The organism is Paenarthrobacter sp. NPDC089675, assembly GCF_044749185.1.
Classification (GTDB): Bacteria; Actinomycetota; Actinomycetes; order Actinomycetales; family Micrococcaceae; genus Arthrobacter.
In genome coordinates, this window is sequence record NZ_JBIVHM010000016.1 from 1 (window position 1) to 13,529 (window position 13,529).

Here is a 13,529-nt window from a genome sequence, read left to right on the forward strand (position 1 = left end):
GGGTGTGGGAGAGTAGGACACCGCCGGACACAAATTAAAGGGAAAGCCCCGACCACGACGGTCAGGGCTTTCCCCCTTTAACCACCGGGTAGAGTTGATGGTCATGGAAAGTCTTTTCAGCCACCCCGCCCCGGATTCCAGCCAGCCTCGCGAGGACGTCGAGGATCTTGAGCCCTTGGTGTTCAGCGTGGTGGTGCCCAGCACCATTCAGCACGCTTTTATGGGTTTCACGGACCATCCGCACCTATGGTGGCCCTTGGAAGAACACAGCGTTTACGGCGCCGGTTCCCATGTGGAGTTCGAAGAGAACCTCATCCTCGAAACCGCTGAGGATGGCAGGACTTCGGTCTGGGGGACGATCGATGACTGGCAGCCTCCAATGTCCTTCCATGCCAGTTGGTATCCGGCCAGCACGCCCCTATGGTCCACGGAACTCAGGGTAGCTTTCCGTGCGGTGGATGAGGGCACGGAAGTACGCCTGATCCACGATGGCTGGGAGGGTGCTGAGGATCCCCAGGCAACGCGGGACTCGTACGCCGAGGGTTGGCCGGGTGTCCTCAGCAATTATTCAAGGTTCATGGGCGGAGCCGTTGCCTAGGATCAGGAAGCTGGCCGGCGCGGACTGGGAACTGCTCAAATCGGTTCGGTTGGAAATGCTGGCCGACACTCCCATGGCCTACATCGAGAGCCTTGCATCGGCACGCCGCCAGACCGATTCCCAATGGCAGGAGCGTGCCTCCGCAATGTCTGCGGCGGACAGCGTGACCTGGGTCGCCGACGAAGGTACGGCTGGCAGCAAATTGCGGGCCCTCATGAGGGTGGTGATCAAGCACCCACAAACCCCTGACAGGCCGTTGCAGGCGATGTTGATCAGCGTCTACGTGGCTCCCGAGTACCGGGGTGTGGGTCTCGCAGACCGGCTGCTGCAGAGGTCCGTGGTATCTGCGACGGAAGATCTGTCCGCCGGGATACTGGAACTCGGCGTCCATCAGGATAACGCCCGTGCCTTGGCCTTCTACCGACGGCATGGCTTCCACCTGACAGGAGCCAGCAAGCCCTACCCACAGGACCGGAGCAAGTTGGAGCTCACTATGGAACGGGTTCTGCCCCGTCAAGGCGGGTCCGGCGACGGGCTCAACGAGGCTTTGGAGAAGGCCGGCACTGATTAGACTGTGAGCACTGAAAACACTGCGAAGACTGCCGATTTGGCAAGTCCGCGGTGCCCATGTGTGAAGGGACCACCTTTGTCGGACGAAACGGCCATGGCCGGAACAACACAGGAAAGCATCAAGGACCGGACGCTCGGAAGCGATCAGCCACCAGGGCGGTCCGCGGAAAACGTGAACTTCCTGGAGACATTGAAACGAGCCCTCCAACCCGGCCAAGTGGCCGATGACGAGGAAACTCTCACCATTTATTCGGCAGACCAGGGACCGTTGCTCGAAAGGCACCTGCCTCTCGCCGTCGTCTGGGCTGACTCCGTGGAGGATGTCCAAAACATCGTCCGTGCATGTGCCGAGCACGAGGTCCCCATTGTCCCCCGTGGTGCAGGCACCGGCGTCTCCGGTGGTGCGCACGCAACGCGTGGGTGCATCGTCTTGAGCCTCGAACGGATGAACCGGATCCTCGACCTCGACCCCGACGACGAGACCGCCGTCGTCGAACCTGGCGTCATCAACGCCGAGCTGAATGCCGCTGCCGCTGAACACGGACTCATGTACGCGCCGGACCCCGCCAGCTACAAGATGTCCACCATTGGTGGCAACGTGGCCACGAACGCAGGCGGACTGCGGTGTGCCAAGTACGGCGTGACGCGCGATTCCGTGCTGGCGCTCGACGTCGTCCTTGCGGACGGGTCGCTGCTGCACACCGGTCACCAAACTTTCAAAGGGGTGGCCGGCTACGACCTGACCGCCCTCCTGGTTGGATCGGAAGGAACACTGGGGATCGTTGTTGGCATCACTGTCCGCCTCAAGTACCTGCCACGGGAGGTGCACACAATCGCGGCCTTCTACCAGGACTTCCGCAGTGCGGCCGCAGGGGTGTTGGCTGTGGGAAAGGCGCGGGTCCAGCCAGCCATCATGGAGCTCTTGGACAACGGCACCCTGGTGCAGCTGGACGAACTTAACGGCTCGGACCTGCAGACCCGCGGTAAGTCGCTCCTGCTGGTGCAGACGGATGGCTTCGGGGCTGCGGCTGAAGCTGCGGTGGTGCGCCAAGTGCTTTCCGACGGCGGGGCCACGGTCACCATGGAAGCCAGCGAGGAAGCTGAAATGCTCGTGGAACTCCGGCGTAACAGCCGTGGCGTGGAGGTTGACGACGAGTTTCGGGTAGGCGAAGACATCGCCGTTCCGCGGTCCAAGCTGGTGGACTTCGTTGCCGCGCTCGAAGCCATGGCTGAACGTCATCAAGTCCGGCTCAAAGTGGTGGCGCACGCCGGTGACGGCAACCTCCACCCCACCTTCTGGTTGGACCGCGTGGACCCCGCCACGGATTCGGACGCCCTGGTTCGCCTTAATGATGCCCTGGATGAATCCATCCGAGTTGGCCTGAAGATGGGTGGAACCATCACCGGTGAGCACGGGGTTGGGCAGTACAAGCTCCGCTGGCTCGGCCTGGAGCAGCCCGAGCCGGTGCGGGAGCTGCAACGGAGGATCAAGGAGTTGTTCGATCCGGCGGAGATTCTGAATCCGGGGAAGGCCATCTAGCCTTCCATCTCGGGGCCAAGGGCGAACGGTGTTCACCCTTGGCCTCATTTGGTATTCCACATAAAGAATCGAAACCACTTGGTCACATAGAAAACCCGAGTATACATATCGCTCCTCGGCCCATATCCTTACTTGGTATACCAAAAGTGGAGAGTGGGTGGCTTGCGATGGGGCGGTCTTGGTTTGGCGGCCGATGGCGGCGTGGTCTTGTCCTGCTGGCGTTGGTGCTTGTCTCCGTCAATCTGCGTCCGGCCATCACCACAGTTGCCGGCGTGATGAACCAGATTAACGGGGCGTTCGGGCTGGATCCCTCCCTTCTGCCACTCTTGGGCACGCTTCCGGTTCTGGCGTTCGGTATCACCGGTGGAATCGGGCCGTGGCTCGCGAGGCGTGTCGGCACGGGCGCGGCGGTGGCAATTGCCCTCCTGGTCCTGGCGGTTGCCCTGCTCGTCCGGGTCCTGATTCCCTCCCTGCTTCTTCCAGGGACCTTCCTTGCGGGCACCGCCATCATGACCGCGAGTGTTCTGGTGCCCCAGATCGTCAAGGCCAACCGCGGGACAGGATGGTGGACGGGTCTCTGCACCATGGGCTTCGGGCTCGGTGCGGCGCTGGGGGCAGGACTGGTGCAACCACTTGAGCACGCGTTCGGCGGCAGCCTCGCAGGGGCGCTGGCCGTGTGGGCGCTACCGGCAGGCGCCGGTGCGGTACTCATCTTCCGTGCAGGACGTCCGACGGCGTCACCTGGCGCATCCGCCCGGGTCGCCACGGCGGGAGGCGGGGGAGCGGCCGGCGGCCCCGTGCCGCCGTCGGACGTTATCCATACGGTGACGCCCTTGCGAAAGCAGCGCACAGCTTGGGCGGTAGCGGCGTTCTTCGGACTCCAGGCCATGCTCTACTTCGCCATCACCTCCTGGTTGGCGGTCTTCCTGACATCCAAAGGCCTCTCGGCGGCCGAAGCCGCGGCCCTGCTTGCCTGGTTCAGCGTGGCCGGGCTCCCTGCCAGCCTGTTGGCTCCTGTCCTCGCAGGACGCGAAAGAATCCTCCGCATCCTGGCTCCCGGCCTCGGTATCTTTGTGGCGGTGGCTTTGATCGGTGTGCTGCTGGCGCCGGCGACCCTGCAGTTCGCCATGGTTGGCGTGCTGGGGGTGGTCCAGAGCGCCGGATTCGGCCTGGGCATGGCGCTGGTGGTTATCCGTTCGACAGGGCCCCAGTCCGCCGGGAAGCTCTCCGCCATGAGCCAAGGCTTTGGATTCGCGCTGGCATCCCTCGGTCCATTGGCGGCTGGCCTCTTGCACACCTGGACCGGTGGTTGGGAAACGACGTTCCTTGCATTGGCGGCCGTGGCGCTGGTCCTGGCGGGAGCTGGTTTCTTTGCCATCCGCGGTCCCGTGGCCGGCATCGCAAGCGATGAGGCGGGGACGGAACCCCTGACCGAAAACCGGACCAAGCCAGAACTCATTCGCTGATCCGGGCCTGCCGGTTCGCCCTGTTCGACCGCTTCCCTGCGGCGTATCCTCTGCGGTATGACGAACTCAGCGCCCGGTAGCGGCACGGAAATTTTGCAGGCCAACGAATGCTGGGAACTCCTGCGCGGTGTCTCCGTAGGCCGCCTCGCCGTGTGGGTGGATGACCACCCGGACATCTTTCCCGTGAATTACAAGGTGGACCACGGGAGCCTGGTTTTCCGGACGGGTGAAGGCACCAAACTCCATGCCGCGCTGAACGAGGCGCCCGTGGCGATCGAAGCTGACGGCGTCAACGCTGATACAGGGCTGGCATGGAGTGTGGTGGTCAAGGGGCAGGCAACTGCCGTGAAACTCACCCAGGACGTGTTGGATACCGTCGGCCTTCTCTTGTTTCCGTGGGAGGCCGGCCAGAAGGACCAGTTCATCAGGATCACCCCCACAAGTGTGTCGGGACGCCGCTTCGTGGTGGTCCCTCCGGCGACGTGGTGGACACCCTTGGACGACGCTCCGACGGCGAGCCCGGAATAGTCCCGAAGCACAGAAAACCCGTCCCTGCCCGATTAATGACCGGAGTCCGGTCATTAATCGGGCAGGGACGGGTTTTGTTGTTCCCTAGACGAGTTCCAAGTGGTCCGCCACAACCCTGCCTGCGTGGATCACCGTACGGTCCTTGCCCCGGTCCATGACCGTGGAGGCTACTGTTTCGCCGTCCACAAGGAGCAACTCGGCCGGGTCGCCGACCTCCACGCCGGGACGGTGGGCCAGGCCCTTGAGGCGGGTTGCGTCCGGGTCCAGGATGCTGGCCCCGCCGATGGTGGCTATGGCCAGGCAGTGCTCGATGAGCTCGTCCTTCCGGAAGCCGTGGGTGAATGCCAACTGCCAGGTCCGGTCCAGCATGTCCGTGTTGCCGTAAGGAGACCAGTAGTCGCGCTGCCCGTCTTCGCCCAAGCCCAGGCGCACCCCTGCTTCGGTGAGGAGCGGGATGGGCAGCTGACCGGACGCGGCGGGAGCCACGGAAGCGAGCGAAACATCGAGTTCGAAAAACGCGTCGATGAGCCGCCGCGTGGTGGACTCGCTGACGCTCCCCAGCTGGTAGGCGTGGGACATGGTGACCTTCCCCTGCATGCCCAATGCCCGGGTGCGTTCCAGGACCAGATCGGTGCTGAAGACCCCCAGTTCGCCGGGTTCGTGAAGGTGGATGTCGATGGGAACCTGGTACTTCTCCGCGAGGCCGAAGACGATGTCCAGGTGTTTTGCCGGGTCCCGGTCCAGCGAGCACGGGTCGATGCCGCCCATGACGTTGGCTCCAGCTTTCAAAGCCTCTTCCATGAGCTCCACCGTGCCCTCTTCCAGCAAAAGGCCGGCCTGCGGGAAAGCGATGATCTCCACGGATGCCTGGTCCGCAAACTTCTCTTTGGCTGCAGCAACCGCCTCGAAGCGCTCCAGCCTGCAATCCACATCCACTTGGGCATAGGAACGCACCCGCGTCGTGCCGCGGGCAATCATGCGGCCGAGGGTGTCATTGACCCGGTCCTGAAGCGGAACTTCGGCCTTTCTCCAGTTCAGGCGGTCGTTCATCATCATGGTCCACACGCCCGGACCACCCGTGTGCTCCCGGAAGGGCAGGCCAATACGGGTGGAATCCAGGTGGACGTGCACATCCGAGAACGACGGCACCAGTATCCGGTCGCGCCCCTCGACGACGGTGGTACCTTCCGGTACCTCTTGGGCGGGCTGGTGGGGTTCGACGGCGGTGATCTTTCCGTCGGCGATACTGACATCGCTCAGGGCTTGCCCCCAGGGGCGTACGGCACGAATCAGGGTGTTCACTGTTTCTCCTTCAATGGTGGGTCTATTGCACACCCGCAGCGGCGGCCGTTGCCACTAATGCATGGTGGCACGCGGGAGCGCCGGGAGTGGCAGGTGCGGGTATGTCCTCCATGCAGAGCCGGCGTTGTCCTTCAGGGAGCGTCGGCATGAGCGGACACCGGGTGCGGAAGACGCATCCACTGGGCGGGTTGGCCGGCGAGGGCAAGTCGCCGCGGAGCCGGATCTTGACTTGTTCGCGGGCGGCCCGCGGGTCGGGCAGCGGCACGGCGGAGAGCAGTGCCTTGGTGTAGGGGTGTTGAGGGTCGTTGAAAAGGGCATCGCGCGGACCCTGCTCCACGATCTTGCCCAGGTACATCACCGCCACCTCATGGGAGATGTGGCGGACCACCGAGAGGTCGTGGGCGATGAAGATGTAGGAAACACCGGTATCGCGTTGGATCTGCTGCAGCAGGTTGACCACCTGGGCCTGCACGGAAACATCCAATGCGGAAACCGGTTCGTCGCACACGATGACTGACGGGTTCAACGAGATGGCCCTGGCAATGCCGACGCGCTGCCGCTGGCCGCCGGAGAACTCGTGCGGGAACCGGTTGTAATGCTCCGGCTTCAGGCCCACTTGGTCCAGCAGTTCCTTGACCCGGTTCTTCAGTCCTCCCTTTGGGTTGATTTTCTGGGCGACCATGGGGGCGGCAATGGCCGTGCCCACCGTCTGCCTCGGATTCAGGGACGCGAAAGGATCCTGGAAGATCATCTGGACCTTGCGCCGGAAGTCATAGAGGTCCCGGCCGCGCAGCTGGCTGATGTCCACGCCGTCGAGCACGATCCGCCCGCCAGTGGGGTCCATGAGCCGTGAAACCATGCGGCCCGTGGTCGATTTGCCGCACCCGGACTCACCTACGAGCCCCAGTGTCTGGCCGCGTCCCAAACTGAACGTCACGCCGTCGACGGCTTTTACCGAACGCTTTGCGGCACCCGGCAGGAGGCCGCCCTTGAGCGGGAAGTGTTTTTGCAGGTTCTCCACCTGGAGGATTGGCTGGTTGTCCATGGCGGTCCTAACGCGCGGTTCGGATGGTGAGGAGCTGCGGACCGCTCAGGTGGCAGCGCTTGCCGTGGCCGTCTTCCACAACGAGCTCCGGCCGCCGGCTGGCGCACGCGCCGTCCGCCACGAGGTCCGCGTACTGGCACCTGGCGCTGAAGATGCAACCCTTGGGCAGGTCAAGGAGCGACGGCGGCTGGCCGGGAATCGAGTTCAGCCGGCCGGAAGAACCGGTCAGGGTAGGCATCGAATTGAGCAAGCCCAGCGTGTACGGATGGCGGGTGTCATAGAAGATCTCATCCACCGGTCCGGATTCCACGCACTGGCCGCCGTACATCACCAGCACGTTCTGGCACACCTCTGCTACAACGCCGAGGTCATGGGTGATGAGGATGAGGCCGGAATTGGTTTCCTCCTGCAACTCCAGCATGAGGTCCAGGATCTGCGCCTGCACAGTCACGTCCAGGGCCGTTGTGGGCTCGTCCGCGATCAACAATTCAGGCTCGCAGATCAAAGCCATGGCAATCATGGCGCGCTGCCGCATGCCGCCGGAGAAATGGTGCGGGTATTCGTCGAAGCGCTGCTCCGGACTGGGAATTCCCACCCGGCCCAGCATGTCGACGGCGGCCGCCCGGGCCTGCTTTTTGCTCGCCTTGTTGTGGACGAGGTAAGCCTCGGCGATCTGATGGCCCACCGTGTAGAAGGGATGAAGGGCCGAGAGGGGATCCTGGAAGATCATCCCGATATTGCGCCCGCGGAGTTGCCGCATGGCCGTCTCCGGGAGTGCCACCAGGTCCTTGCCCTGGAACATGGCCTGGCCGGTGACCTGAGCCGATGTTCCTTTGAGCAGACCCATCAAAGCCTGGCTGGTGACAGACTTGCCGGAACCGGACTCACCCACGATGCCCAGTGTCTGGCCGCGCTCCAGTGTGAAGTCCATGCCGTTGACGGCTGAAACCAGTCCGTCGTCGGTGGGGAACTTCACGGACAGGCCGCGGACTTCAAGGAAAGCGCCGGCGCTCGCGGGCGCAGGTTTGCTGTTCAACAGCGCGAGTGGCGTATTGGTCATTGGAGCCTCACTCGGGGATCGATGGCTGCGTAGGCAAGGTCGACCAGCACGTTGGCAACTATCACGAAGAACGCGGCCAGCATGGTGATGGCCATGGTGACGGGAAGGTCGCCGGAGATGGCGGCGTGCACTGCCGTGAACCCGAGCCCGGGAACGGAGAAGATCTGTTCTGTCAGCACCGCGCCGCCCAGCAGAAGCCCGATGTCCATGCCGAGCATGGTGACCACGGGTGTGATGCCGGCGCGGGCGCCATGCTTGAAGGTCACGGTCCGCGGTGCCAGGCCCTTTGCGCGCGCCGTCCGGATGAAGTCCTCGCCGAACGTCTCGATCATGTTGGTCCGGGTGACCCGGATGTAGGAGGCGCTGAAAAGAACCGCCAGCGCAATCCACGGGAGCAGGTAGTTGGTTACCCAGGCCCCGGGTCCTTGGGGACCGAACGGGCTGTTGATCTCGTTGGTGGTGAAAGGCAGCAAGTGCAACTGGTTGACGAAAAGCAACAGCAGGAACAAGCCCGTGACCGGGATGGGTAGCGAAACACCCACGGAGGCCGCGCCCACAATGAACTTGTCAGTTGGAGAACCCTTGCGGAGTGCTGCGAGGAGGCCCAGGCCTACGCCCACGATGGTCCACAGCACCAGCGCGCCGATGGCCATGGAGAAGGTGTACGGGAGCGACCGGGCAATGATGTCCGCAACGTTCTCGTTTGTTTGGAAGGACTTGCCCAAGCACGGCCATTCGCACACGGTCTGGGCCCCCGCGGCCCCGATCATTCGGGGAGAGACCAGGCCGCGCATGTAGTCGAAGTACTGGATGAAGAAGGGCTGGTCCATGCCAAGGGCAACCCGGGCCTCGGCAACGCGTTCCGGTGTGCACTCCTGCCCGCAGGCGGCAGCTGCAGGATCGGAAGGACCCAGTTGGAACAACGTGAAGGTGATGAAACTGACCGCGAAAAGCAGCAGGACCAAGGAACCGGCCCGGCGAAGGATGAAAGTCAACATGGTGGTTGCTGGTTAGTGCTCGACGCCGACGATCGAAAGATCGATCCCGCCGAAGAAGTAGCCAACCTGGGCGTTCCGGACCTTTGAACCCACCACGGAGTTGGTGTGGGTGCGGATGAGCGGAACGATCGGGTAGGTCTTCAGGGCAGTGCCGAATGCCTCAGACCACTTCTTGCCCAGTTCCTCCGAGGTGCCGTCAGTGTTGCGCAACTCGTACATTGCCTTGGAAACGACGGGGTCGAAGTATCGGGACGTGTTGGAGAAGCCGTAGCTGGTGCCATCGTTGTTCGGTCCCAGCAGCGGGTCCGCCGAGGTGCGGACGGATGCAGGGTCGGCGCCGCCGCACCAACCCGAGCGGCCCATGTCCGGGAGTTGCTCGCTGGCAAGGACCGAGTAGTAGTTCGGGGCGGGAATCGGCACCAGCTCCACATCGATGCCCAACGCTTTCAGGTTCTGCTGGACCACGGTCCCGGTGTTCTTGAAGGCATCACGGTTGTTGGCGTAGCCGTACGTGAGGGTCTTGGGGTAATCCTTGCCCTCGAGCAGTTTCTTGGCTTCCTCCAGCTTGGGCTTGCCGGCCGGGTCCAGTTCCAGGGGCGTTTCCACGTAGCCGCGCATCTTGTCATTGAGCGGGCTCTGGGTCAGCTCGCCAAAGCGGCGTCCGCCGTACTGGACCAGGATGGACTGGCGGTCCAGGGCCAGGGCGATTGCCTTCCGGACATCCGGATCCTTGATCTTCTGGGTGTTCAGGCTCAAGACGTCGTTGCAGCCCAGGAGCCCCGAAGCCACACGGTCCTTCACCTTGGCGTCGGTGAGCTTGGCGGAGTCCGAAGTTTGCAGGGCACCGTTGGAATCAAGGGTGATCGCCGTCGGGTCGGAGTCAGCGAGCAGCTGCTGGCTGATGGTGGCCTGCGATGTGGACAAGGAAAAGCTGAACGTGTCGGGGAGTGCTGAGCGGTTGGGGTCCGTGGCGGGGTCCCAGTGCGGGTTGCGGACCAGTTTCAGCGACTTCCCACGGTTGTACGACTCAACCATGTACGGGCCGGAGGACACAGGGTGGTTGGTGTAGTCCAGCTTGGTGTCTTTACCGGCCGGCACCGGGGCCGTATTGGAGCGGGACGCCAGCGCCGGGAACTCGGCGAACGGCTTCTTCAAATGGAAGACGATGGTGCGCTCGTCGGGTGTTTCCACCGCCTTGAGCACAGCGGAAGGATCCTTGTAAGGCCCTTTGTACCCGCCGGCGTCGAGCGCTGCATTCAGCTCCTGCGGCGCCTGGGTGTAAACGTCCTGCGCGAAGGTACGCTCCACGCCGTACTTAATGTCCGCGGAGGTGATGGGCGTGCCGTCCTCGAACTTCACGCCTTCCTTGAGGGTGAACGTCCAGCTCAGGCCGTCGTCGGAGACCTTGCCCGTGTCCGTGGCGAGGTCCGGCACCACTGTGGGCGGCTGGCCTGCGGTCTCCTTGGCCATGGTGAGCGTCCGGTAGTACAGCTGGCCCACATTGGCCGTCTGTACGTAGTTGCTGTTTCCGGGATCCAGCGTCTGGAAGTCGGAGGACATCAGGACGTTAAGGTTGCCGCCCTTGGTGTTGAACCCGGACTTCACAACCACCGGTGCCAGTTCGGTGACGGACTCCGGCTTGGAGTTGCCGGGTTGGTTTTGGCCTGCGCTGCAGCCTGCGGCCGACATCGCGATCAGCACGGAAAGCGCCAGTGCTCTCGTGGGGGTTTTCATGGTGCTCCTCTTTGAAGGGTAGGTGGAGGTGTTAGTGACGGGATGCTTTGGGGTCCAGGGCGTCGCGGACGGCGTCGCCGAGGAGGTTGAAGGCCAGGACGGTGACAACGAGCATCACGCCGGGAACGGCCAGGAACCAGGGATCGCTGAGGTACCAATTGCCGGATTGGGCGGCGTTGAGCATCTGGCCCCACGACGGCGTGGGATCCTTGACGCCGACGCCCAGGAAGGACAGGGCTGCTTCAGCGGAGATATTGGTGGGAATGAGCATGGTGGCGTACACGAGGACCACGCCCATGACGTTGGGGATGATCTGCTTGAACAGCACGCTTAGATGCGACGCGCCAAAGGATCGCGCGGCTTCGACGAATTCGCGCTCGCGGAGGCTCAGCACCTGGCCGCGGACGATTCTGGCGAGGTAAGCCCAGCCGAAAAATCCGAGGATGATCACGAGGGAAGCCATAGGAAGGAAACTGCCTTCACCCAGCGGCGTGTCCCGGAGCCTTGACTGCAGGATGGGCGTCAGGGACAGAACCAGCAGCAGGTGCGGGAAGGCGAGGAACAGGTCCATGATGCGGCTGATGATGGCGTCCGTTTTCCCGCCAAAGTAGCCCGCTGCCGCGCCGAGTACCGTGCCGAGGACCACCGAGACGGCCGTGGACAGAAGGGCGATGGTGAGGGACACCTGCCCGCCAAAAGCCAGCCGGGAAAAGAGGTCGCGTCCCAGGCCTGGTTCCACGCCCAGCCAGTGCCCGGCGGACGGATACATGTATCCGGGAAGGGGAAGTCCGGGAGTCTGGAAGTCGTCAAGGACCTCGGGACTGGTGTTGGAGGTAAAGGGGTCGTTGCCTGACATTGCACTCAACACCGGTGCGAGGAGTGTGAACAGGACGATCGCCACCACCACGCACAGGCTCGAAAGCGCAATTTTGCTGCGTCGGATCCTTAGCCAGGCCGTAGCGAGGAGGGACCTCGCCTCAGCCGGCGCAGCAGCCGTGCCGTCCGGCGACGTTGCCGGAGGCAGCGGCGGGCTGCCGGTACTGGGTTCGAGGGATTGTAACTGGGTCAACCGCTTGCTCGTTTCAGGAAGGGGAGCTGAGTCCGGAAGTTTTTGTATACCAAAATAGACTAGATCAAGATTAATGGGATGTAAATCACAAATATTGTAGGGTTTGGAATACCAGCGAGTAGCCAAATGAGCGAAGGAGCTCCCAGTGCGCAGCAAGACCACAGCCCGTTATGTCCTTGGCTTCAACGACGGTGGCCATGTGTTGATGGAAGACGCCTGCGTTGTTTACAGCGGCAGCACCATTGAATACGTGGGGTGCGACTACCAAGGCCCGGTCGACGAAGAAAGAGACCTGGGCGATGCGTTGTTGATGCCCGGCTTGATCGACCTCGACGCCCTCACGGACATCGACCACCTCATCCTCGACAGCTGGTCCGGGCCGGAACTGTCCAAAGGCCACCAGTGGTCCGAGGACTACTTCAGAAACCACAGGGCAGATGTGTTCACGGCCGGGGAACGCCGGGATATCCGCGAGTACGCCCTCCTGCAGCTCGTCCTGCATGGGATCACGACGTACATGCCCATTGCTTCCGAGGTCCACTCGGAGTGGGCGGAATCCTACGGCGAACTGGTGGACATGGCCGAAACCAGCCGGCGCCTGGGATTGCGCGGCTACCTCGGACCGGCGTACCGCTCCGGCGTGAATGTGGTTTTGGCGGGCGGCGAACGCTCAGTGATGTTCGACGCCGAACGCGGACGCCAGGGATTCGCGGATGCCTTACGCTTCATTGACCATGCAACGGAGCTGGACGATCCGCTGGTCACCGGGGTCCTCCTGCCGTGCCGCATTGAAACCCTTGAAGTGGACCTGCTGAAGGCAACTGCTGCCGCCTCCGCGGAACGCGACGTCCTGGTCCGGCTGCACTCCCTCCAGGGGCTGCTGGAGCGCGGGATCATCCTCGAACGGCACGGCGTAACACCGCTGGAGCTCATGGACCAGGCGGGATTGCTCAACCGGCGCCTCCTCATCCCGCACGCTACGTATCTGGACCGCAACCCCGCTGTCTACGGGGAGGACAGGGGAGACCTTGGGCGTTTGGCGCAAAGCGGGGCGAGCATCGTCCACTGCCCGCTGACGTCCATGCGTTACGGCAGCGCCCTGGACTCTTTCAACGCTTACAGGGCCGCAGGCGTCAACATCTCACTGGGAACCGATTCGTTCCCGCCGGACCTCATCCGCGGTATCGACGCCGGCGTCCAGCTCGCCAAGATCCTGGCAGGAAGCAACGACGCCGGAGACCTCGCCGGATACTTCGACGCCGCCACCCTCGGGGGCGCCCGCGCTCTGGGGCGGCCCGACCTCGGCCGGCTCGAACCCGGTGCCCAGGCGGACATGGTGGCGTTCTCGCTGGGCGACATCCGGGACGGCGTTCATGACGATCCCTTGCGTACGCTCATCCTCAATGGAACGGCACGGCAGGCCGTGCTTTCAGTCGTCGCGGGCAGGACCATCATGGCGGAGGGCCGGATCCCTGGCGTCGACCTTGAATACTGGCGTGCCAGGGCACAGGAGCTCTTCACAAAAATGCGCGATGCGTACACACTCCGCGATGCCCGGAACCAATCCGCCAACGAGCTGTTTCCACCCGTGTATGCTCGGGTGGAGCGGTGAGCGGAAC

General features: G+C 63.3%; 12 protein-coding genes. 6 read left to right on the plus strand and 6 right to left on the minus strand.

The genetic code is table 11. From position 1 onward, the window contains the following. Positions 1 to 103: 103 nt before the first annotated feature. From ACIPY2_RS21250 to ACIPY2_RS21270, 5 genes are all read left to right on the plus strand, one after another. Positions 104 to 598: an SRPBCC domain-containing protein gene (locus ACIPY2_RS21250; RefSeq protein WP_400268389.1), complete on the plus strand. Its 495-nt coding sequence runs from the start codon at positions 104 to 106 to the stop codon at positions 596 to 598. After that, positions 591 to 1,169, plus strand: a complete 579-nt coding sequence (locus ACIPY2_RS21255; RefSeq protein ID WP_400268390.1) for a GNAT family N-acetyltransferase — start codon at positions 591 to 593, stop codon at positions 1,167 to 1,169. The genes ACIPY2_RS21250 and ACIPY2_RS21255 overlap by 8 nt, the downstream gene beginning before the upstream one ends. Before the next feature lie 93 nt (positions 1,170 to 1,262). Further along, entirely contained in the window at positions 1,263 to 2,708 is a 1,446-nt protein-coding gene (locus ACIPY2_RS21260; RefSeq protein WP_400268426.1) for an FAD-binding oxidoreductase, read from the plus strand. Positions 2,709 to 2,875: 167 nt separating this feature from the next. After that, complete coding sequence (locus tag ACIPY2_RS21265; protein WP_400268391.1) at positions 2,876 to 4,174, plus strand: MFS transporter; 1,299 nt, start codon at positions 2,876 to 2,878, stop codon at positions 4,172 to 4,174. Between the two features lie 57 nt (positions 4,175 to 4,231). Then, complete coding sequence (locus ACIPY2_RS21270) at positions 4,232 to 4,702, plus strand: pyridoxamine 5'-phosphate oxidase family protein (protein WP_400268392.1); 471 nt, start codon at positions 4,232 to 4,234, stop codon at positions 4,700 to 4,702. Between the two features lie 84 nt (positions 4,703 to 4,786). Here ACIPY2_RS21270 and ACIPY2_RS21275 read toward each other — a convergent pair whose 3' ends face one another. Genes ACIPY2_RS21275 through ACIPY2_RS21300 form a run of 6 tightly spaced genes read right to left on the minus strand, consistent with a single transcriptional unit; the run spans position 4,787 to position 11,910 of the window. Then, positions 4,787 to 6,004, minus strand: a complete 1,218-nt coding sequence (locus ACIPY2_RS21275) for an amidohydrolase family protein (RefSeq protein WP_400268393.1) — start codon at positions 6,002 to 6,004, stop codon at positions 4,787 to 4,789. 22 nt (positions 6,005 to 6,026) lie between these two features. After that, complete coding sequence (locus ACIPY2_RS21280) at positions 6,027 to 7,049, minus strand: ABC transporter ATP-binding protein (RefSeq protein ID WP_400268394.1); 1,023 nt, start codon at positions 7,047 to 7,049, stop codon at positions 6,027 to 6,029. Between the two features lie 7 nt (positions 7,050 to 7,056). Continuing rightward, the gene (locus ACIPY2_RS21285; protein ID WP_400268395.1) at positions 7,057 to 8,109 is read right to left on the minus strand and encodes an ABC transporter ATP-binding protein; all 1,053 of its coding nucleotides are present in this window, start codon (positions 8,107 to 8,109) and stop codon (positions 7,057 to 7,059) included. Beyond that, positions 8,106 to 9,107 (minus strand): ABC transporter permease, encoded by a 1,002-nt coding sequence (locus ACIPY2_RS21290; protein WP_400268396.1) that lies wholly within the window; start codon positions 9,105 to 9,107, stop codon positions 8,106 to 8,108. The genes ACIPY2_RS21285 and ACIPY2_RS21290 overlap by 4 nt, the downstream gene beginning before the upstream one ends. A 12-nt stretch (positions 9,108 to 9,119) precedes the next feature. Then, positions 9,120 to 10,841: an ABC transporter substrate-binding protein gene (locus ACIPY2_RS21295; protein ID WP_400268397.1), complete on the minus strand. Its 1,722-nt coding sequence runs from the start codon at positions 10,839 to 10,841 to the stop codon at positions 9,120 to 9,122. A 31-nt stretch (positions 10,842 to 10,872) separates the two neighbouring features. Next, positions 10,873 to 11,910 carry an ABC transporter permease gene (locus tag ACIPY2_RS21300; RefSeq protein WP_400268398.1) on the minus strand — a complete coding sequence of 346 codons (1,038 nt, stop codon included), beginning with the start codon at positions 11,908 to 11,910 and terminating at the stop codon, positions 10,873 to 10,875. A gap of 145 nt (positions 11,911 to 12,055) precedes the next feature. On the opposite strand from ACIPY2_RS21300, the gene ACIPY2_RS21305 reads away from it, so the two are divergent. Next, complete coding sequence (locus ACIPY2_RS21305) at positions 12,056 to 13,522, plus strand: chlorohydrolase family protein (protein ID WP_400268399.1); 1,467 nt, start codon at positions 12,056 to 12,058, stop codon at positions 13,520 to 13,522. The last annotated feature ends 7 nt before the right edge of the window (positions 13,523 to 13,529 follow it).